Genomic DNA, 21,061 nt, shown 5'->3' on the forward strand with positions numbered 1-21,061 from the left:
TGCTGCTTAAATAGTTGCTTCTTGCTTAATCCAATCGTATCCTTTTTCTTCTAATTCTAAGGCCAATTCTTTGGTTCCTGACTTTACAATTTTTCCGTTGTGTAATACATGAACAAAATCTGGTACGATATAATCTAACAAACGTTGGTAGTGTGTAATGACAATAACTGCATTGTCTTTGCTACGTAATTTATTCACGCCATTGGCAACAATTCGCAAGGCATCAATATCTAGTCCAGAATCAGTTTCATCTAAGATGGCTAATTTTGGCTCTAACATGGCCATTTGGAAAATTTCGTTACGTTTTTTCTCTCCACCAGAAAATCCTTCGTTTAATGAACGAGATAAAAAGCGTCTGTCAATTTCTAACAATTCAGCTTTCTCGCGAATTTTCTTTAGCATTTCACTTGCAGGCATGTCTTCCAAACCTTTTGCTTTGCGTGTTTCGTTGATCGCTGTTTTTACAAAGTTGGTTACAGAAACTCCAGGAATTTCTACAGGATATTGAAATGATAAAAATACGCCTTCGTGTGCGCGTTCTTCTGGACCTAATTCTTCAATATTTTCTCCATTTAAGAAAATTTCTCCATCAGTAACTTCATACTCTTCTTTTCCTGCAATAACAGATGATAAAGTACTTTTACCTGATCCGTTTGGTCCCATAATCGCATGTACTTCTCCTGCTTTTACTTCAAGGTTAATTCCTCTCAGAATTCCTTTTTCTTCAATACCTGCGTGTAGATTTTTTATGTGTAACATTGTAAATGTGATATTTTTTAAATCGAATTATTGATTGTTTGTGATGATGATAGTACCATCTTGTCCGCTTGGTTGTTGTACCGAAAGAATTTCTTTAATTTCAATGACTTCTTTCCAAGCATTTTCTACTGGATTTGGTTTCTTGATGCCTCTAACAACAACAGGAACCATATCGTGAGCATTCTTTTTGAATTGTTGACATTGCTTGTTAAGCTCATGCATTTTTTCGTCAATAACCACGCCGTACATAATACTTCCTGCGGTTTGTAAAACAGCGGCTTTTTCACTGTCTAGATATAAAAACATTCCAGAAAATGTGTCATTGACATCTCCAACAGTACGCGTCGCTGTAATTCCCGATTCGTTTTGTGTTTCAGATTTTGTTTCTGTTTCGTTCGCTTTTTCTTCAGATTTAGAATTGTTACCACAACTTACTATGAGTAAGCTAAGTGCGAAGATGAAATAGATTTTTTTCATTTTGTAATATTTATGATTGATTATCCAACAGAACCTTCTAATGAAATTTCTAGTAATTTTTGTGCTTCTACAGCAAATTCCATTGGTAATTTGTTCAACACTTCTTTACTGAAACCGTTTACAATTAAAGCAATTGCTTTTTCAGTATCAATTCCACGTTGGTTGCAATAGAAAATTTGGTCTTCTCCAATTTTGCTAGTCGTGGCTTCGTGTTCTATTTGTGCAGTTTTATTTTTTGCTTCTATGTATGGAAACGTGTGTGCACCACATTTATTTCCCATTAAGAGTGAATCACATTGCGAGAAGTTACGTGCATTTTCAGCTTTGGAAGCAATTTGCACCAAACCTCGATAACTGTTTTGTGATTTTCCAGCAGAAATACCTTTAGAAATGATCGTACTTCTGGTATTCTTTCCAAGGTGAATCATTTTTGTTCCAGTATCTGCTTGTTGGTAGTTGTTAGTTACTGCAATGGAGTAAAATTCTCCAACCGAATGGTCACCTTTCAATACACAACTTGGATATTTCCATGTTACTGCGGAACCTGTTTCAACCTGTGTCCAAGAAATTTTAGAATTGGTTTCGCACAACCCTCTTTTGGTTACAAAATTGTAAACGCCACCTTTTCCTTCTGCATTTCCTGGGAACCAGTTTTGAACTGTAGAATATTTGATTTCGGCATCGTCCATCGCAATCAATTCTACAACAGCAGCATGCAATTGGTTTTCATCACGTGACGGAGCAGTACAACCTTCAAGGTAACTTACATAACTGCCTTCATCAGCAATTACAAGCGTACGCTCAAACTGTCCAGTTCCAGCTTCATTGATTCGGAAGTATGTTGATAATTCCATCGGGCAACGAACGCCTTTTGGAATATAACAGAAAGATCCATCAGTAAATACAGCTGAATTTAAAGCTGCATAGAAGTTGTCTTTTTTAGGAACCACAGTTCCTAAATATTTCTTAACCAATTCTGGATGTTCTTGAATGGCTTCAGAAATAGGGCAGAAGATAATGCCTTTTTCGGCCAATGTTTTTTTGAATGTTGTAGCTACAGAAACCGAATCGACTACAATATCAATCGCAACTCCTTGAAGTTTCTTTTGTTCATCGATAGAGATTCCTAATTTTTTATACATTTCCAACAACTCAGGATCTACATCATCTAAAGTTTTATTTGGATCTGCTTTTTTGGGAGCTGAATAATACGAAATTGCTTGAAAGTCTGGTTTTTCATAATGTACATTTGCCCATTCTGGCTCTTCCATTTCTGACCAAATTTTAAAAGCGTCTAATCGCCATTCGGTCATCCATTCAGGTTCATTCTTCTTCTTTGAAATGGCACGAACTATATCTTCATTGAGACCTTTTGGAAACGTATCGCTTTCAATGTCGGTATAAAAACCGTACTCATACTCTTTGGTTTCCAGCTCTTTTTGTAATTCTTCTTCAGTATATTTACTCATTCTTTTGTTTGTTCAAAGTTTAAAGTTCGATGTTTAAGGTTGTGTGTTTTTGTACTTACTTCCTTTCATGTCACTTTTTGACAAATAATTTATAAATGCGCTTATTTTTTTACTTAATACAAGTGTTTTTGTTTTAATTGTTCAAAATTCTCACTTGTAATATATTTTCTGTCTACAATTCTATACAATTGTGATCTTGTTTCTCCGCAAGATGCTTTTGCAATTGATAAGAATTGTATAAATTCTCTATTCCCGTTTCGCTCAAATCCTTCAGCAATATTGTCCATAATTGAACCTGAAGAAGCATTTATTTGATTGTAGAGTTTGTAATCATTTTTTAACCCTGTATTGCTGTTCGCTATTTCAAAAATATCTTGACAAAGTGTTCTAGCTATTTTCCAGATTTCTAAATCTTCAAACTGTTTTATAGTCGCCATGTGAACTTAACCTTGAATCAAAAACATTGAACTTTGAACAAACATTACAAAGAGAACGACTCTCCGCAACCACAAGTGCGCTGTGCATTTGGATTGTTAAAAACAAATCCTTTTCCGTTCAATCCACCAGAATATTCTAACGTGGTTCCTACGAGATACAAGAAGCTTTTTTTATCTACAATAATTTTCACACCATTGTCTTCAAATACTTTGTCTTCTTCTTTTTGACTTTTGTCAAATGTTAAATCATAAGATAGTCCGGAACATCCACCGCTTTTCACGCCAACACGAACATAATCAGCAACGGCATCAAAACCATCATCGGTCATGAGCTCCACTACTTTTTTACGGGCTGTGTCTGAAACTGTTATCATTTTTTAATTTACATTTAATTTGTACTTGCAAAGATACGCTATTTGCCGCTTTATTTTAAAAAACCTAACATTTATATAATAAATTATCCAATAGAATTTTTTGATGATGATTTTTTGAGTCTTTTTTTGAAGAGCATTTGCAATTTTGTAGTGCGTTTATTTATGTTGTAATTCAATAACTTTTGCGCCAATAAGTAAGCGTGTTACAGTTTGTTTTTAGGAATAGAAGCTGCAAATTACACAATGATTTTTGCTTTTTTTTTGACCTTCAATTTTGCTTAAAACCGTTTTGATAATTCAGCAAATCATTAGATGGTTATTTTATCTTTTTCATGCACGATATAGCTAATACTGTTTGCAATCTTTCATAGTTTCTAAAAGAATGGATCTGTTGTCATTTCTAAAAAATAAATACATGCTACGACAGAAAACCCTATAAAAACCCTAATATTCAGTGCTTTATGAATAGTTTAAATGTTAAATTTATGTTAATATTGATTCTAGAAAAGCAGCTGTATTTGTAAGAATATTTTGCTTATAAACTCATGCTTATATTTTAATTAAAATGCTGATTGTGTGACAGTTATGTTTTTAGTTCTATGGAATTTACATAAAAGATTACGAACTGAATATAAAAATATGTAAAACATGTAGATGAAAGTCGTATTAGAAGTGAAAGAATTGTGCTATGTAATTTTACCTGTTGTTATCAATTGCGTAATTCTCTGTGTCTCGGTATCCCTTGAAACTACTAGATTTGTCTCGTTCGCAAAATAAAACTACTGCGATAATATTTTTTAAAAAGACAATTAAATTATTAACCCCTATTATTAATTAAAACATTGTAAACAGATGAAACAACATTACATTTTTTTATTAGCATTTTTAACAGCAGGCATTTTTAGTGCCAATGCACAAGTCTTGGGATATGCCATCTGCTTTGATGGTGTCAATGACTTTGCTCCAGTATACAGGTCGACAGAGACAGGAATTTTTGGAACCAACGCTAACAACGATAGTTTTACCATTGAATTTTGGGTAAAAGACAATGGAAACGGAGGAAAGCACATGTATGCTAAACACTATGATAGTGGAACAGCAAAAGAAGGATACTTTATTGAAAGAGATGCTACTACAGGATTCGTGACTGCTGGAATTGCAAACAATACAAATAATTGGACTACAATTACTGGAACTAGAGCTATCAATGATGGAAATTGGCATCATGTTGCAGTTACTTTTGATATTACTATAGGTCGATTAATGTTGTATGTTGATGGACATTGGGAAGCTACTGCTAATGGAATTACACCTGTATTTGGGAATAATGTAGATGCACGCTTGGCGAGTTCTGAATATGAAAATACGTATTTTGGAGGTGCGTATGATGAAGTAAGAGTATGGAATACTATAAGAACAGCTTCAGAAATTAATATTGGAATGAACATGGAAATAGATGTTGCTTCAACAGGTTTAATTCAATACTTCAAGTGTAATGAAGGAATTCCTGATACAGATAATTGGATATTATATCAGTTAGTAGATCATACAGGAAATTCACGTCCAGGTGATTTATGGAATGTTTTTAGACTAGGACCTTGTTCAAATTGGGTACATACAGTGGCAGATTCAGTATTATCTACTGAAACGTTTACAGCAGCTACTGAAGGATTAAATTTGTATCCAAACCCAGCAAAGAATTTTGTTCAAATCAATGGATTAAAAGTTGACGAAGCATATACAATTTACAATACAATTGGTGCTGTTGTAAAAAGAGGAACAGTAGCAAACAATGAAGAAATTGCTATTGACAATTTAACAAATGGGATGTATTTCTTAAAGTTAAGCGGTAACAGAACGTTGAAGTTTATTAAGAAATAACCAATTTAAATATCAAATCATGCGCAGTTGAGATTCAAAAGAAAAAGATTGTTTAGGTATGTTTCTAGACTGCGTTTGAAGTGATTTAAAATTTATCAGACTTATTTACAAGATAGTAGCGAATGACTTCGGTTGTTCGCTATTTTTTTTGAATTGTGTTTCTACTTCGCTCAATAGGAATTTAAGTAATGCGAACCTCGTTAAAATTCCGAAAAACGCTGGTCAAAAATAAAATCCGTATCGGTTAAGGTTTTTAAGAAGTCAATAATGCGGGCTTTTTCTTCATCAGTCATCGGAATTCCTAAACTTCCGTCAGTTTGTTGAAAGATAGGATCTAAGTTTTCAGTATTGTTGATGCCAGTTCGGTAATGTTCCAACACATCTTCTAAACTCGCAAAACGTCCATCATGCATGTATGGAAATGTAACTTCAATGTTTCGAAGGTTGGGTACTTTAAATTTGTAATTGTCTGCTGGAAATCCTGTAACACGCGCGCGTCCAATATCGTTGTATTGCGGATCAATAGCCAATCCATTATTACGATAGGATTGATCTGTAAACAATTCACCAGCATGACAGGAAGCGCATTTCTGATTGAACAATTCCATACCTTGGGTTTCGTTGGCAGTTAGTGTTACATTTCCTTCATTACGACGGAATTTATCGTATTTACTATTTCCAGTCACCATCATTACCATAAATTGTGATAGCGCTTTTAGGATATTTTCTGAGTTGATTTCGCCATTTTCAAAAGCTTCACGGAACAATCGCGGATAATCTGGATGTGCTTGTAGTTTTGCGATAACATTGGTAAATGTTTCGTTCATTTCCACTTCATTCGTAATTGGAATGATAGGTTGTGTATCTAAATGGATGGCAGCACCATCCCAAGTAAATTCGTTTTGAAAAGCTAAGTTGTGTAACGGTTGTGCATTTCTGCTTCCCAACGCGCCATCAACGCCGTGACTGATAATATGTGTATGATGTGTAAAGGCAAATTCTTGAATATGGCAAAATCCGCAGGCAACTACATTATCAGATGCCATACGACCTTCATAAAACAAGCGTCTTCCCAATTCAAAACCAGTTTCTGTCGGCGGATTCGATTCTATATCATACACCAAAGGCGGAAAATTAGAAGGCACATTAAAATCCAACGGCACATTTTGGAATTCGCCAGTTTGTTGTCCGGGAATTTCCTCATACGGTTCGTTTTTGCACGCCACAAATAGGAGCGCAACAAATACATATATGTAATAGTTGAATTTCATAGCAGTTGCTAAGATACCAAATGTCTTGTGATTGGGCAACAATTCATATTGTATGAAGCTTTACAATTCCTAGTCCATAAACTCTTTTATGAGTTTAATTTGCCCTTCAAGCATTTCAATTCCTGTATGAATGGTACATCCAAGCTCTTTCGCCTTTTGTAAAGTACAAGTGATTTCAGGATGTGTAATAATGTCGGCAACAAGTGTGTTTGGGTTTAAATTTGTCAATGATAATACAGGTTTATCACTTATTTTCATACCAACCGAAGTACTATTAATCAAAACATCAATATCATTTGAAATATGATTGCTGTAAGAAATGTCAATCGAAGGATAAAAGCGTTTTAATTTCTCAATTAGTAGCAAAGCTTTGGTGTCAGTTCTGTTGTAAATTGTCAACTTTTTAATTCCATTTTCACACAAAGCAAATGCAATTGCGGCAGCAGCACCGCCAGCACCAAGTAAAAAAATATGTTTTTCTGTAAGTGTATAATTATATTTTTTTAATCCTTCAATAAAACCATTTCCATCTAAAAGTGTTCCTTTTATCAATCCGTCGGGAGTTCTTTTAATTACATTGCAAGCTCCAATACGAAGTGCTTCTGTTGACACTTCATCCACATATTTGATGATTTCTGTTTTATGTGGCATGGTAATTACCGCGCCTTTAAAATTTTGAATATTCTTTAATCCTTCTACAACCGATTGCAATCCGTTATCGTGTACGTGAAATGGAATAAGTACCTTATTCTCGTTACTTTCCTGAAAAATAGCATTCATCAGTCTGGGAGCTGCAACATGCGCAATAGGATCGCCTAAAATGGCATACATAGCTGTTTTTCCGTCAATTTTCATCAATGATTTGGTGTCGAAGTTGATTCTTATAAAACTACAGCTAACCGCAGAAATATCAAAATCATAAAAAACATTTTGCCATTATTTTTTGTGAGAATATGGACTTGGTAAAACCTACTACATTTTGTACTATTTTTCAAGGAAATAGATGGCTTTTGGGAGAATCCTACATTTTGAACGATTCTGCGTTTTGGATTCCGAACTAATTTTGAATCAAACATAAAATCAAAACATTATGAAAAAACAAGGAATGAAAAACAAATTGAACTTGAAGAGAAATGTCATCTCAAATTTTGAAAGCAATGAAGTCACAGGAAAAGGTCCTGAAACTTGGACGTGTGATTGTTGGACGCGCAGAAAAGATTGTAAAACGTATGAGCCAACACAAGATGGTTGTCAAAGTTTCTGGTGTTCAGGAATTGGATGTAGCTAATATTGAATCTTTATGAGATAATTTTTTAGTTTTACTACTAAACTCACAGTTGGCAACACAAAGTTCTTAGGTTTATTTGTTGCGCTGTGAGTTTTTTCAAATCATTTTCTTTTCGTTTGCCAATTGTATGGCTTCCGCTTTGGAGTTGACATGTAACTTTTGGTAAATGTTTCGAATATGTGTACGAACGGTAGTTTTAGACACAAACAATTCTTCTGCGATATTGCTATAGGTTTTTCCTTGTGCAAGCAATGTTAATACTTCTTTTTCACGTTTGGATAAGGTATTGTCTTGATGATTTAGCTGAAAAGATTCCACGACCATTTTTGCAATTTTATTGCTCATCGGAGCGCCGCCTTTTTCCAAATTTTCCAATGCTTTGTTGAGTTCTGGTAAGCCTAAACTTTTGGTTAAATATCCGCAAGCACCAGCTTTTAACGCTTCAAACACCATATTACTATCTTCAAAAACGGTTACAATAATCAATTCGGTTTTCGGAAATTGTTGTTTAATGCGCTTGGTACCTTCAATACCATTAATACCAGGCAATCCAATATCCATTAATACAATATCGGGATGATTTCCTGATTTAAAATCGTTGAAAGCTGTTTCAAAACTTTCATAAGCACCTAGCAAAAAATAATTGTTGAGTTGCTGAATATAGGCGACCATATTTTCTCGAAATATGGCATTGTCTTCTATGACTGAGATATACTTTTTTTTCATCATTCGTTTATATTGGTTAATTCTTCCTGTAAGTCTAAAATAAAGGTGTAAAAAACACCCTCTGATTTTTCAATATGCATTTCGGCATTGATCATTTCCATTCGTTTTTTGATGTTTTTTAAACCATTTCCATGTGTGGAAATATTATTGTTGAATCCAATTCCGTTATCTTGAATTTGAATCTCGAATTTTGTGTTTTCCAATTGTACTTTAAACACAACTTTTGTGGCCTGTGAATGTTTGAGGATATTTGCCAAAATCTCTTTAAAAGCCAAAATAATGTTTCTGCTTTTTATGTATGAAATGTCAATAGGAATGATGTCTATTTCTTGGTATAAGAAGTCAATCTCCTCAAAAAGATCAAAGAAATTTTCTCCGTAATCTCTCAGGTATTTACACAAACTATCAATATTATTATTTTTAGGATTTAGTGACCAAACAAAGTCTTTGGCTGTATGATAAATTTCTTTGGAAAGCGATGCTATTTTATCAATTTTGGGCGAGTTTACTTTTTCGCTGTGTTTGATGTTGTTGGATAAGCCAATGACAGAGGCAATTTTGTTTCCAATCTCGTCATGGAAATCGCGCGCAACTTCTTCCCGTAAATTTTCTACTTTATGTTCTAAAAAAATACGTCGGTTAATTTCGCTTGATAGAGTTTCGTTTCTGCGTTTAATCACGCGTAAGCGATATGCTAGAAATCCGAGTAGAATGATTGTAATTGCGATAAAAATCAACACTTTAATCACGGTAATTTGATACCATTTTGGTTCAATGCTAAAGCGAACAGTTTTTGGAATAGACCATTCACTATTGAAATGTTTTCCACGAAAAGAAAGGGAATAATCGCCAGGTCTTAAATTGCTCATATCTAGCTTTTTTCGTTGAATTCTTCGCCATTGAGAATTGTTGATTTTATATTCAAAGATGACCGCTTCCGAAAATTCACGTGTAATACTTTTAAAAGCAATACTCACATGATCGTCTTTAATATTTTTTTTATCGACTTCTATTTGTGGCGGAATTGTTACGTCTAATAATTGTGGATTAAACTCCATGATTCCGTTTCCGGAAGTAATCCAAATAATGCCTTTTGAATCCTGATAAAACGAATAAATATTGTTGGAATTGGTGCCATTTTTTGTGTTGAAATGATATTGAAAATTATTCGTAATCACCCAAAATCCTTTGTTCGTACCAAAGTATATATTGTCGGCAGCATCTATAAAAGTATCGTTGATATATACATTTTCTTTTGTGAATAATACAGGCGTAACCTCACGTTCATCATACATATAAGCTTCGTAAGGCGTGGTGATGATAAGGTCTTCTTTATGTGGAAGTATCTCTCTTATGACACGCTGTTTAAAATTTTGATGCAGCAACGAATCAAAAGTTTTTTCCCAAACATCAACATCATTTTTTATAAACTTTTTAATGCCATTTTGTGTGCCTATAAATACGTTATTATGATGCTTAACTCCGGTATTTATTTTCTTGTCTTTTTCGTTGTATTCAATGCAGTATACATCTTTCCGAATTCCTTGATGATACCGAATTAAAAAGTATTTGGAATAATATAGCGTATCATTTTTTTCTGCGTGCACAAAGTTGTTTACACGATTTTTGATAATTTTTTCTAGCTTGGAATTGAATAGATTTTCATGCGAAGATAAATAGTAATCTTCTTGAAATTCGAAAATAGTATTCAATCGAAATGGATTTTTTTTCTGAATAAAAGAATCATTTTCTTTGAGAACATAAGAGATATTTTCGGTAGCAAATACCATATTTCCCGCATTATTTTCATAGCTGAATTTTGTGGTTGGAATTTGGTGATCTTTGTTTTGATACGATTTTAAAAGTGATGGAAATATTTTATAAATTCCATTCCCATAACTCGCTATATAAATGGTGGAACAGTCTATAAAAATATCACTGATTCCATATTTGATATTCAACATAGATTCTATGTTCGTAATCTTAGAATAGGTTTCGTCAAAAGTAAGCATGTACAAACTGTTATATTCAGCACGATGCTCTAATTGGACTAACATTTGCCGTTTTTTATACGGAACAATTCTTTTAACTGAGGATGGTTTTTTGAATTGATGTGTATTGATTACTTCAGGATTTTTTTTAGAAACCCACGATAATGTACCTTGTTTATCTCCAAAAAATAAAAAGTCATCAATACTGTAGATTACTTCGATTTTTTCTTCAGGTTTGTACGGAAAATCTTGTGTTGGTTTGCCATTCCAATTGTATGTTTTAATTTCTTTTCCTTCGCTGACGTAAATGCGAGATTTATCTATGGCGATACGTCTTTCGGTATTCACTTCTTCATTCATGTAGATCAAAGTGTCAATTGCTTTGTTTTGATCGAGCACTAAGAGTGTATAACGGCGATATGTATTGTAAATTAAAGATTTGCCTTCATTTTTTAGAATTCTATTGATGCGAGCAGGATACAAATTTTTGATCTCATGGTCGTCTTTGGTTATAATACCATCGAGCCAAGAACCAATATAAAGAATGCTATCGTTTTGGTTGAGAAGCGAAACTGGATATCGAATTTTTTTTCTATTGTGAAGTTTAAAATTGACACCATCAAAAGTAACCAATCCGCCATCGGTAGCAACATAGATTTCGCCTTTAAATTTTTCAATAGCAAAGGTATAATTGTCGGGCAATCCATTTTCCACATTGAAGTGCTGATTTGTCCAATATTGTGCATTTAGGACAAAACAACTCAATAAAAAAATGCTATGTAGTATGGTTTTCTTCATGTAAGGAAACGTACGTTTCCTTAAAAGTAAGAATTATGAAACACTTGCAATACTACAAATTGTAGTATTTGTGTATACTGAAAATCATACAAAACAAAAAGCAGTTTGTATGTTAACTGCGTTCATTTTTGTTTTTAGAAATGTATATATAGTATAAAGGCTAGTTAATCACGATAATTAACTAGCCTTTGAAAAAAAGAACTCAAAATAATACTACTGTTTATTTTTTCTCTGCCAATTTTGCTTCCAAAGCTTTGATGCGCTTTTCTTGTTCTATAGTGTATAAGGTAAGTTCTTCTACTTTTTGTAATAAAATAGTAGTCATTTCTTTGAGTTGCATGCCTTCTTCTTTTACTTGGGCTGCACTCGGAACGTTTGGCAAATGATGGTTTGTTTTGGTAAAAGCTTCTACTTCTTCAAGTGTTGGCATTTCATAATCTGCTTTTAGGCTAGAAGAACCTGTGTAATATTTTTGAAATACATAATCAGGTAATACATCTTGTATAACTTCCACTTCTTCACAAAGAATTTTTCCGTTTATTAACAGTTTCCCATCATCTTGTGTGAAATTTGAGGTTCCAATACCTACTTTTTCTCGGACTAATAAATGACCTTCGCCTAAATCTGGTAAAGCATTATTAGCATATTGTCCCATAACAATTCCACCATTCCAAAACATGGTATTTCCATCTCTAGAAATTATTTGTGTTAAAGCTGCACCTGTGTTATTTGTTGGATCATCAAAATCTCTTAATCTTAAATATTGACTTAAAGTTGTGCTTCCGTTTTTTACATCAAGTTTAAACTCAGGTGTTGAGGTTCCAATACCAACATTACCTTGAGTGTCAATTTTCAATCTTTCCTGACCGTTTGTAGAAAAACCTAAATAACCTCCAAAAGTTCCATTACCACGATAAAAGGAAATGAATCCATTGTTTTCATCGGTGTTGTACTTTAATCCTAGTCTAAACATTTCTGTATTTACAATTCTATCTAAGGTTTTGGTATATAGAGAGAAAGGAGCTTCAGAGCTATTTGCAAGGATGGCTCCGTAAGAGTGATTTCCGTTAAATATGTGTAGTTTTGCTGTCGGATTTGTGGTTCCAATACCTACATTTCCAGCCGTACTTCCTGTGTCATTCGTAGTTGTAGTAACAGTACCTTGTGGTGTGCTAATTTGTCCAAAAGACAATCCTGTAATTAGTAATGCTATTGGTAAAAGTATCTTTTTCATAATATATCGTTTTAATTGTTATTGTAAATGCTTAAAGTGTATTACACCTATTTTTAAATTTGAGGAAGCAACGTCATCTTATTTAGTTGGTGTATTTCTAATTTTTAATAATGGATTTAGTGATTTGTTCGCCGTTTTCTAATACTACTTTAAGTAGATAAATACCTTCTTTTAGATGTTTAAAATTGTAACTGTAGCTTAAAGTTGGCTCTAAGGTTTCTTCTTGAATTTTGATGCCATACATATTGTAAATGCTGTACTTCTGTATTTTGGAAGAACTACTGGAAAATGTAGTGCTACTTTTAGTTGGATTGGGAGAAATGCTCACAGTAGAGAATATTAATTCATTCTCATTGGTTGGTCTCCCTAAACCTCCATCATTTCCTCCATTTCCGTTGCCGCCTGCTGTTGTTCTGTGCGCTTCCGCAGTATGTTCTTGTCCATCATTATACTCGGGAATTAGTCTTACTTTGCTGTAGCCTGGAATAATTCTGATACTTCCATTTTCGGAATATATGATTCCTGAGACAACAGTACCTATTGTACCCTCGTCATAAGTTGAAGTTACTACGATATCGTCTTCGCAATTTTGATGTGCATGTCCATATCCGTGAAAGTCTTCTCCACAACGCGTAGTTAAAATTTGCGAATATGAATTTATGCTATACATGAAGACAAGCATAAAAGTCATTTTAAGTAAAAGAAAGTTAATTTGTTTCATCTGTTTGCAATTTTTTAGTGATTACTTGGGAATATTCAAATTTATTATAATCATTATTTTAATAAATTTGGAATATCGTAAAATTGTAAATAAAAGTAATGTAAAACCATACCGAATTTATGGTATTTTTGTAAAAACACTAAACCTCTCTTTTTTGAATACTATTAAATATATATTCACAATTCTCTATTTTATTGTACAATTCAGTTTCGCTCAGAATGTAGACTCGATCACTAATTTACATGAGCAATTTGAAAAAGCTGTACAAACCGATTTTGAATTGGCTAATTCGATTGCGTTAGAAGCTGTGAAAAAAAGTGAATTGCTGCAAGACGATTCTCTACTATTACAATCATATTTTAATCTGAGTACTATTCATTCTATTCAAAAGAAAAATGATTCAGCAAGTAAGTATGCAAATAAAGCACTAGAATTAGCATCTAGACTAGACAATTTTGAAATGCAAGCTTTTTTGTACAATAGGTTTGGATCTTTAACGCAAAGAGAGGGTTCTTATACCAAAGCTATTACAAACTATAAAAAGGCATTACGAATTACTGAAGAACATTCGCTCCTTCATCAAAGAAGTACAATATATAATGGTTTAGCTTGGTTGTACAAGGAAAAAAGAAATAAGAAAAAGGCTTTCGAAGAAATAGAAAAAGCAATCACAATAGCGAAAAAACATAATTTTAAAACAGAATTAATTAGGAGTTATAATGTAAAAGGAGTATTGTTTTTTAATACTTCAAAAAAAGAGATTGCTCATGCTAAAGACAGTGCTATGCGTTATTATGAAAAAGCACTTTCTCTGTCCAATCAAATTAAACACAAGCATTTACAAGGTGTTGTGCTGTCAAATTTAGGAGATATTTATTTAAATATAGGAAAGTACGAGTTAGCTTTTGAATGTTTAACAAAGGCTAGAGCTACAGCATTACAAGTGCACGATTATTCAACTTTACATTATGTAGAAGTATCTTTGGGTATTTATTATGAAGAAGTAGATAATTTTCCAGAAGCCGTACGTATTTACCAAAAATCATTAAAAGAATATGGACAATATATAAGTGATGCTCAAAAGTTACGAGTATATTGGTTGTTGCCTGGAGCATATTCTCATAACAAGCAGTATAAAGAAGCATTTGAATATCAGGAAAAGTATACTGAACTCACTAAAGATTTATTTAATATAAAAAAGTCTAAAGAGTTTGACGAGATACGAACCATATATGAGGTAGAAAAGAAAGATGCTCGAATTACCTTATTAGCCAAAGAAAATGAATTGGCTGCTACACGCAGAAATTGGATTATCATTTCAAGTATCATCTTAGCAATTCCTTTAATTATTTTGATATTTTTCTATAGACATCGTGTAAAAACGCAGCGAACTATACGAGCGCAAGAAGCACAATTGCATCTAAAAGAAAAAGAACGCTTACAGAAAGAGCAAGAGGTGAAGCAGATTCAAGCCTTGATTGACGGACAAGATAATGAACGCAATCGCATTGCTAAAGAATTGCATGATGGTATTGGTGGGCAATTGGCAGGAATGAATTTGCGATTAACTCAAATCAATTCCGAAATAAACAATTCAGAGATCAAAGGTGTCAATCAATCATTGGCGAATACCTTCAAAGAATTACGCATTTTATCACACAATTTGAGCGCCAACTATTTTAGAGATAAAGACATTATTTCGTTGCTTTTGGATTTGAAGCAGCAATATGAAGGCAATGATAGTTTTATCACAGAAATCTCAGTTTTTCCTGAAAAAAATGCATTACTGCTCGATAGTGAAGTAAAACATCATTTGTATCGTATTGTACAAGAATTGCTCAGCAATGCAGCAAAACATGCCCAAGCACACACCGTTGAAGTATCTATAAATATACATGATGACGAATTAATTTTGATGTATGAAGATGATGGAACAGGATTTGATGCTACTATTGCTCATAAAGGCATAGGATTTCAAAACATGAAAGAGCGCGTTACTATAATTAATGGAAACATTACGTTTGATACGCAATTGGACAAAGGTACGCGAGTTGTGATAGAAATTCCTATGAGTAAATAAACTGTGTATGGCTAAAATAAGACTCGTTATTGTTGATGATCACCAAATGTTTTTAGATGGAATCTCTAATGTCCTCTCCAAACAAGATGATATGGAAATTTTAAAAGTTGTAGATAATGCTAATGAAGCTTTACACTTTTTAAAAGACACTATTCCCGATTTATTAATTACAGATATTTCCATGCCAGAAATGAACGGACTGGAATTTGTGAAAATTGTAAAGCAGCAATATCCAGATGTGAAAATATTGGTTGTTAGTATGTTTCAGCAAATACAATCGTTTAAAGGAATTGATGGATATTTGCTAAAAGAAACAGGCTTTGACGAACTTATTAAAGCAATTTATCAAATAGTAGTAGATGATAAACCGTATTTCTACAGTGATTACAAAGCGTCGAATCAAGAATTAGATTTCAATAAAAAAATAATCACACGCAGAGAAAAAGAAATCATACAATTGATTGCTCGAGAATTGACAACCGATCAAATTGCAGACACTTTATTTATAAGCAAGCATACGGTGGAAACTCACAAGAAAAATATCTTTTTAAAACTACAAGTCAATAGTGTAGTAGGTTTGATGAAAAAAGCACTTTATTTTGGCTATGTGAGTTGATAAAAAACGCTAACGAATACTTTTTTATAGTGCGCTAAATGTACTCTCTAAATTTTTCGCGATTCTTGGTGCATTTATAGGATCTACCTGAATGTCACTAGTATCTTCTAATTTGATTTGATTGGTAGCATCAATAATATTTTTAACATACGCTTCTACATTCACAGAAGCTGTATTCCCTGTAGCTATATTGATGTTGTTTGCCAATGGAAGTGTTACAAATTTATAATTATCTAAGTTTTGCCCATGACTTCCCACATGAATTACAAATGGACTTTCCGTGCCACCTTGTGGTGTATACGTTCCTTCAAATTTGATGAATTTATAACCTGCTGCCCAATTCCACAACATGCCCGCTTCTTCTGCTTGAGGAATGAAGTTTAATACGCCACCATCTAACGGATATTTGGATTGATCAACGCCAATTCCGAACGAGATTTGCGTATAATTTCCAACAGGAATTCCTGTCAAACTCAATGTCAAACTACTTGGATCTGCTTCATTAATAACAAAGTAAGAGTCTTCTTTTGGATATTCGAAAACAGTTCCGTTATCTTGAATTAAGGCAATGTTTGAAATGATATATTTTAGTTCGTTTGTAACAACACTTTCGTTATTTTGGTTAACATACACCGTAGTTCCTAAATCTAAATCTTCACCAGCCGAAATACGATTGTCAAACGTAATTTCTACCGCTGAGGTTTCAATAGCATCAGAATCGTCTTTACACGATGATGCTAATATTAATGTGAATATTGAGAGTGAATATATTATCTTTTTCATACTTATTTTATTTTGATAATGAGTGCATCTTTGATGCCTTTATTTTGCGTGATATCGCCATCGTTGCTTTGTGTACTTCCTGCAATGACAAGTTTTTTATCATTGGTTTCTACAATTCCGAAAGCAATATCCAATTGCGATCCGCCAAAGTTTTTCTCCCACGTTAAGTTTCCTGTGTCTGTAATTTTTATCACCCAAAAATCATTCTGTCCGTAATTAGAATTTACATCAACATTATTGCTTTTTGCGCTTCCTACAATAGCAAATCCACCATCTTGTAACGGAGTAACGCCACGTGCCGATTCAAAATCGCTTCCGCCATACGTACGTTCCCAAAGCAATGCGCCATCTGTATCGCTAATTTTAAGTACCCAGAAATCTGCAGAGCCTTTCAAATTAGAAACGTTTCCGTCGGTACTTCTCGTATCACCAACTACAATATAATTTCCATCGTTGGTTTTGGCAATATCATAGCCAATTTCAATTCCAGTACCTCCATATGATTTTTGCCAAATCAAATCGCCTGTATTGCTTATTTTTACCACCCAAAAATCATAGCTTCCTTGACTATTGCTTACATCAAAATCATCACTTTCAGACGAACCTGCAATGATGAAATTGTTATCGTTGGTTTCTAAAGTCGAGTAGGAGCGATCGTTATTAGTTCCGCCAAAATAGCGACTCCAAACAATGTTTCCATTCGCGTCAAGCTTATGGCACCAATATTCGCCTACACCATGTTCAGGATTTGAAAAACTACCATTATTCGCATTTGGTTTTCCAAAACTTCCTTGTCCGCCAGAAGCGGTAATATCTAAAAATCCAGTAGTAAAATAACCGCCATCACTCGTTTGCATGATATCAAATGCTTGATCACTTCCAGAGAAACCAAAACTTTTTTCCCACTGAATATTTCCGCTAGCATCTAGTTTTACAATCCATTGATCATAAAATCCGCTGTTTGTGCTTACATCTTCATCGGCACTACGACTGTATCCAGTAATGATAAATCCGCCATCGGCAGTCGTTTTAATGGCTTCACCACGATCGTCCGCAGTTCCGCCATAGGTTTTACTCCAAAGTAAGTTTCCATCGATATCTAAACGCGCAACCCAATAATTGTTTTGTTCCGAAGTATTGTCGGTAATATCGCCATCAATACTTTCGGTAAAGCCAACAATAGCATAACCACCATCGGCAGTTATGGTAATATCTTGTGCGGTGTCTTCTTGTGTGCCACCAAGCGTTTTTACCCAGTCAATTTCTCCTTGAAAAACAATTGGATCTGTAGTATCATTTGTATCGCCTGCATTTCCATCATCCGAGGAACAACTTACTAAAAAGGCGAACACTATGAATAAAGAAAACGTATAATATGTTTTGTGTTGCATCATGAATTATTCATTGTTTTTACGGATGATAAATAATCCAGAATTGATGTCACTGATAATAATATTTTCACTTTCAAAGTACGGATATACATTCCAAGCACCTCTAAAAATGGCATCGTCATTTGCAGGATACGTATCAAAGAATCCTTCTTCCTGAATAACACTACTACCAATACTAGAAATATCTAACACGCGAATTCCCGCAGTGTAGTTTGCTAAGAAAAAAGTATCGCCTTTTGCATAACCATTATGGTCAATGGCAGCTGTTGGACCTGTATATGTCATTTGTAAGGCTGGATTGTCTAAATCTTCCAAATCAAATACAATACTGCGTGAATTATAACCAAAATTAAGTTCGTCCAATTCATCACCTAAAACAAAATAGCGTTGATCTTCTGTGAACCAACCTTGATGTGTATATCCGATGTTAGCATAGCCAATTCTAGATATTTGAATTGGATTGGCTTTATCAGAGATGTCAACAATAACAACTTCGTTTGTATTGCTCCCAATTAAAATTTCTTTTCCAATATGTTCATTGTCAGGACCGTTATAGGTAATGACTTGCGCATCGTGAGAATAGGCATCATCAGGATAACCGCCAGCAGCTACAGGATTTGTTGGGTTTTGAATGTTTACAAAATGTGGTCCGCCGTCAAAGGAAAAAATAGTATCATCAAGTGTCATGGCGCCAACGGCGTAGGCAAATCCGCTTTCTTCATTAATCACAATATTGTGCGCACTTCCAAAACCGTCATACCAAGCATCTGGTGTAAATGTTTCTGGTGGATTTGGAACGTTTCGCAAGCGTGTCAAATCGAATACTTGCATTCCGTGACTTGGTGCTTCACTTACAATAAATGCATGATTATTATATACTTTAATATCTCTCCAATTGCTAGATACAGTTTGTGTTGGCAAGTTCCCTAGGTATATTGGATTTGTAGGATCGGTAATATCTACAAAAGCAGCATTTGCATCTGTTCCAATCAGCGCATATTCACGATTGGTTTGCGGATCGGTCCAGCCCCAAGAATCATTTCCTCTTAATGCACCAAAGGTATTTAGAGAAATATGTCCCATTAAGTCATAACCATTACAAGGATATGGACCTGCAAAACCATTTTCACAAATAGAAGCATCTGGAAATGCTAATGAATTAGGAACTTCACCTGGTTGAATTGGATCTCTGTCATCATCTGCACAAGCGCAAATGGCTAGTGCTGCCACAAAGAGAAGGCATTTTTTTATCTTTTTCATATTCAATGTTTTTTTGCGTGATACAAAAACTAACTCTTTAATTTACAATTAATTTCTGAGAAGTAGTATCGTTTATTTTTACGACATACATACCTGAAGGAAATTTTGATACAGGTAGTTGAAATAGAATCTCGTTGATATTGGTATGTTCAGCAACTTTTTTTCCTAAGACATCGCGAACTTCTATTGTTTGGATCAGCATGTTTTCGCCAGCTCTAATCATGGTATGGTTTGAAGCAGGATTTGGATACATCATAAAATCGAAAGAAGGCGCTTCTACAGTACTTAAAGTGTTACTATCTCGAATTATGATTAAACCTCTGTCAATATCACTAATGATTAAATTTCCACTGGCAAAATAAGGATACACACTCCAAGCACCAAAAAAAGTGGTATTATTCGATTCTGGATGTGTGTCAAAAAAACCAATTTCAGTAACATTCATAGGATTGGTAATGTCTAAAATTCGCAATCCAGCAGTATAATTCGCTTGGTATAATTTGTTTCCTTTTACATAATAATTGTGATCAATTGCGCTAGAGTTTCCAGTGAATGAACTGATAAATTGTGGATTATCTAAATTCGCAAAATCAAATACTAAACCACGCGAATTGTATCCAAAATCAATTTCATCTTCTTCGTCTCCTAAATAAAAGTAACGATGATCTTCTGTAAGCCAACCTTGATGTGTGTATCCAACATCTGTATAATCAACTCTTGACAAGCGTACGACAGAAGATTTGTTTGAAACATCTAAAATGACAATTTCATTTTCGTTACTAGCAATCATAATTTCTTTTCCTTGATGCTCTACATCAGGACCATTGTAAACTACAATTTGTGCGTCGTGTGTGTATCCATCGGTTGAATATCCACCAGCAGAAACAGGATTCGCAGGATCAGAAAGATCTACAAAATGTGGTCCGCCACTAAAAGTATTACAACCCACGAGATACGCAAAACCAGTATCTTCATTAATTGCAATATTATGACAACTTCCTACATCGGTTAAAATGTTATCCGGAGTAAATGTTTGTGGAGGACTCGTCACATTGCGCAATCGTGTTAAATCAAACACTTGCATTCCATGACTTCCCACATTATCTGCTACAATATATGCGTAATTATTATATACTTTAATATCTCTCCAAAAACTTGTACCTGCATTGGTTGGAATGTTTCCTAAGTAAATTGGATTTACAGGATCGGAAACATCGACAAAGCAAGTTTTATCTTCAAAAGTAATTAGAGCATATTCTTTATTTGTGGTGGAATCTGTCCAGCCCCAAATATCACTTCCGTCTTCATTACTGAAGGTTGATTTTGGTACATTGGATAATAAATCATATCCGTCACAAGGAAATACACCTGCAAATCCGCCAGTACAAGGAACCATTTGGGCTATGGAAGGGGAAATACTAATAAGTGCAAGAACAAAGAGTAGGTTTCGTGCAATACGTGTCATTTTTTTGGCTAATTTTGCGTTTTTATAAGATCGAGGCTAA

General features: G+C 34.0%; 18 protein-coding genes and 1 pseudogene. 4 read left to right on the top strand and 15 right to left on the bottom strand.

Going from position 1 to position 21,061, the window contains the following annotated elements; translation table 11 throughout:
* Window positions 1-6: 6 nt before the first annotated feature.
* The 5 genes and pseudogenes from sufC to Q0845_RS00940 form a co-directional block, all read right to left on the bottom strand.
* Window positions 7-759, bottom strand: a complete 753-nt coding sequence (gene sufC, locus Q0845_RS00920; RefSeq protein ID WP_298507733.1) for a Fe-S cluster assembly ATPase SufC — start codon at window positions 757-759, stop codon at window positions 7-9.
* A 27-nt stretch (window positions 760-786) separates the two neighbouring features.
* Window positions 787-1,236 carry a hypothetical protein gene (locus Q0845_RS00925; RefSeq protein ID WP_298507736.1) on the bottom strand — a complete coding sequence of 150 codons (450 nt, stop codon included), beginning with the start codon at window positions 1,234-1,236 and terminating at the stop codon, window positions 787-789.
* A gap of 20 nt (window positions 1,237-1,256) precedes the next feature.
* Entirely contained in the window at window positions 1,257-2,705 is a 1,449-nt protein-coding gene (gene sufB, locus Q0845_RS00930) for a Fe-S cluster assembly protein SufB (protein ID WP_298507739.1), read from the bottom strand.
* Between the two features lie 33 nt (window positions 2,706-2,738).
* Window positions 2,739-3,142: pseudogene (locus tag Q0845_RS00935) on the bottom strand (four helix bundle protein).
* Between the two features lie 44 nt (window positions 3,143-3,186).
* Window positions 3,187-3,516: an iron-sulfur cluster assembly accessory protein gene (locus tag Q0845_RS00940; RefSeq protein ID WP_298507742.1), complete on the bottom strand. Its 330-nt coding sequence runs from the start codon at window positions 3,514-3,516 to the stop codon at window positions 3,187-3,189.
* Between the two features lie 852 nt (window positions 3,517-4,368).
* Here Q0845_RS00940 and Q0845_RS00945 point away from each other — a divergent pair.
* Window positions 4,369-5,397: a LamG-like jellyroll fold domain-containing protein gene (locus Q0845_RS00945; protein WP_298507745.1), complete on the top strand. Its 1,029-nt coding sequence runs from the start codon at window positions 4,369-4,371 to the stop codon at window positions 5,395-5,397.
* A gap of 200 nt (window positions 5,398-5,597) precedes the next feature.
* On the opposite strand, the gene Q0845_RS00950 is transcribed toward Q0845_RS00945, so the two are convergent.
* Window positions 5,598-6,668 carry a cytochrome c peroxidase gene (locus Q0845_RS00950; RefSeq protein WP_298507749.1) on the bottom strand — a complete coding sequence of 357 codons (1,071 nt, stop codon included), beginning with the start codon at window positions 6,666-6,668 and terminating at the stop codon, window positions 5,598-5,600.
* A 69-nt stretch (window positions 6,669-6,737) separates the two neighbouring features.
* Window positions 6,738-7,523: a hypothetical protein gene (locus Q0845_RS00955; protein ID WP_298507752.1), complete on the bottom strand. Its 786-nt coding sequence runs from the start codon at window positions 7,521-7,523 to the stop codon at window positions 6,738-6,740.
* 235 nt (window positions 7,524-7,758) lie between these two features.
* Here Q0845_RS00955 and Q0845_RS00960 point away from each other — a divergent pair, with 235 nt between their 5' ends.
* A complete protein-coding gene (locus Q0845_RS00960) occupies window positions 7,759-7,956 on the top strand; it encodes a hypothetical protein (protein WP_298507755.1) in 198 nt (65 codons plus the stop codon).
* Between the two features lie 96 nt (window positions 7,957-8,052).
* Here Q0845_RS00960 and Q0845_RS00965 read toward each other — a convergent pair whose 3' ends face one another.
* From Q0845_RS00965 to Q0845_RS00980, 4 genes are all read right to left on the bottom strand, one after another.
* The gene (locus Q0845_RS00965; RefSeq protein WP_298507758.1) at window positions 8,053-8,685 is read right to left on the bottom strand and encodes a response regulator transcription factor; all 633 of its coding nucleotides are present in this window, start codon (window positions 8,683-8,685) and stop codon (window positions 8,053-8,055) included.
* Window positions 8,682-11,471: an ATP-binding protein gene (locus Q0845_RS00970; RefSeq protein WP_298507761.1), complete on the bottom strand. Its 2,790-nt coding sequence runs from the start codon at window positions 11,469-11,471 to the stop codon at window positions 8,682-8,684. The genes Q0845_RS00965 and Q0845_RS00970 overlap by 4 nt, the downstream gene beginning before the upstream one ends.
* A 220-nt stretch (window positions 11,472-11,691) precedes the next feature.
* Window positions 11,692-12,705: a hypothetical protein gene (locus tag Q0845_RS00975; RefSeq protein WP_298507764.1), complete on the bottom strand. Its 1,014-nt coding sequence runs from the start codon at window positions 12,703-12,705 to the stop codon at window positions 11,692-11,694.
* A 97-nt stretch (window positions 12,706-12,802) separates the two neighbouring features.
* Complete coding sequence (locus tag Q0845_RS00980) at window positions 12,803-13,426, bottom strand: T9SS type A sorting domain-containing protein (protein WP_298507767.1); 624 nt, start codon at window positions 13,424-13,426, stop codon at window positions 12,803-12,805.
* 154 nt (window positions 13,427-13,580) lie between these two features.
* On the opposite strand from Q0845_RS00980, the gene Q0845_RS00985 reads away from it, so the two are divergent.
* Both Q0845_RS00985 and Q0845_RS00990 read left to right on the top strand, forming a co-directional pair.
* Window positions 13,581-15,506: a tetratricopeptide repeat protein gene (locus Q0845_RS00985; protein ID WP_298507770.1), complete on the top strand. Its 1,926-nt coding sequence runs from the start codon at window positions 13,581-13,583 to the stop codon at window positions 15,504-15,506.
* A 7-nt stretch (window positions 15,507-15,513) separates the two neighbouring features.
* A complete protein-coding gene (locus tag Q0845_RS00990) occupies window positions 15,514-16,122 on the top strand; it encodes a response regulator transcription factor (RefSeq protein WP_298507774.1) in 609 nt (202 codons plus the stop codon).
* Between the two features lie 24 nt (window positions 16,123-16,146).
* Here the strand turns inward: Q0845_RS00990 and Q0845_RS00995 are convergent, their stop codons facing one another.
* The 4 genes from Q0845_RS00995 to Q0845_RS01010 are packed head-to-tail and all read right to left on the bottom strand — an operon-like array spanning window position 16,147 to window position 21,021.
* Window positions 16,147-16,905: an MbnP family protein gene (locus Q0845_RS00995; RefSeq protein WP_298507778.1), complete on the bottom strand. Its 759-nt coding sequence runs from the start codon at window positions 16,903-16,905 to the stop codon at window positions 16,147-16,149.
* A 2-nt stretch (window positions 16,906-16,907) separates the two neighbouring features.
* Window positions 16,908-18,299, bottom strand: coding sequence for a hypothetical protein (locus Q0845_RS01000; protein WP_298507780.1), 1,392 nt, complete (start codon window positions 18,297-18,299; stop codon window positions 16,908-16,910).
* A gap of 3 nt (window positions 18,300-18,302) precedes the next feature.
* Complete coding sequence (locus Q0845_RS01005) at window positions 18,303-19,556, bottom strand: choice-of-anchor B family protein (RefSeq protein ID WP_298507783.1); 1,254 nt, start codon at window positions 19,554-19,556, stop codon at window positions 18,303-18,305.
* Window positions 19,557-19,593: 37 nt separating this feature from the next.
* A complete protein-coding gene (locus Q0845_RS01010) occupies window positions 19,594-21,021 on the bottom strand; it encodes a choice-of-anchor B family protein (protein ID WP_298507786.1) in 1,428 nt (475 codons plus the stop codon).
* Window positions 21,022-21,061 lie beyond the last annotated feature (40 nt).

The organism is uncultured Kordia sp., from assembly GCF_947489565.1.
Taxonomy (GTDB): Bacteria; Bacteroidota; Bacteroidia; order Flavobacteriales; family Flavobacteriaceae; genus Kordia.

What these genes read in the sequence shown, in the direction of transcription:
- sufC (WP_298507733.1), bottom strand. Translation starts at nt 759, where the DNA reads ATGTTACACATAAAAAATCTACACGCAGGTATTGAAGAAAAAGGAATT.
- Q0845_RS00925 (WP_298507736.1), bottom strand. Translation starts at nt 1,236, where the DNA reads ATGAAAAAAATCTATTTCATCTTCGCACTTAGCTTACTCATAGTAAGT.
- sufB (WP_298507739.1), bottom strand. Translation starts at nt 2,705, where the DNA reads ATGAGTAAATATACTGAAGAAGAATTACAAAAAGAGCTGGAAACCAAA.
- Q0845_RS00940 (WP_298507742.1), bottom strand. Translation starts at nt 3,516, where the DNA reads ATGATAACAGTTTCAGACACAGCCCGTAAAAAAGTAGTGGAGCTCATG.
- Q0845_RS00945 (WP_298507745.1), top strand. Translation starts at nt 4,369, where the DNA reads ATGAAACAACATTACATTTTTTTATTAGCATTTTTAACAGCAGGCATT.
- Q0845_RS00950 (WP_298507749.1), bottom strand. Translation starts at nt 6,668, where the DNA reads ATGAAATTCAACTATTACATATATGTATTTGTTGCGCTCCTATTTGTG.
- Q0845_RS00955 (WP_298507752.1), bottom strand. Translation starts at nt 7,523, where the DNA reads ATGAAAATTGACGGAAAAACAGCTATGTATGCCATTTTAGGCGATCCT.
- Q0845_RS00960 (WP_298507755.1), top strand. Translation starts at nt 7,759, where the DNA reads ATGAAAAAACAAGGAATGAAAAACAAATTGAACTTGAAGAGAAATGTC.
- Q0845_RS00965 (WP_298507758.1), bottom strand. Translation starts at nt 8,685, where the DNA reads ATGATGAAAAAAAAGTATATCTCAGTCATAGAAGACAATGCCATATTT.
- Q0845_RS00970 (WP_298507761.1), bottom strand. Translation starts at nt 11,471, where the DNA reads ATGAAGAAAACCATACTACATAGCATTTTTTTATTGAGTTGTTTTGTC.
- Q0845_RS00975 (WP_298507764.1), bottom strand. Translation starts at nt 12,705, where the DNA reads ATGAAAAAGATACTTTTACCAATAGCATTACTAATTACAGGATTGTCT.
- Q0845_RS00980 (WP_298507767.1), bottom strand. Translation starts at nt 13,426, where the DNA reads ATGAAACAAATTAACTTTCTTTTACTTAAAATGACTTTTATGCTTGTC.
- Q0845_RS00990 (WP_298507774.1), top strand. Translation starts at nt 15,514, where the DNA reads ATGGCTAAAATAAGACTCGTTATTGTTGATGATCACCAAATGTTTTTA.
- Q0845_RS00995 (WP_298507778.1), bottom strand. Translation starts at nt 16,905, where the DNA reads ATGAAAAAGATAATATATTCACTCTCAATATTCACATTAATATTAGCA.
- Q0845_RS01000 (WP_298507780.1), bottom strand. Translation starts at nt 18,299, where the DNA reads ATGATGCAACACAAAACATATTATACGTTTTCTTTATTCATAGTGTTC.
- Q0845_RS01005 (WP_298507783.1), bottom strand. Translation starts at nt 19,556, where the DNA reads ATGAAAAAGATAAAAAAATGCCTTCTCTTTGTGGCAGCACTAGCCATT.
- Q0845_RS01010 (WP_298507786.1), bottom strand. Translation starts at nt 21,021, where the DNA reads ATGACACGTATTGCACGAAACCTACTCTTTGTTCTTGCACTTATTAGT.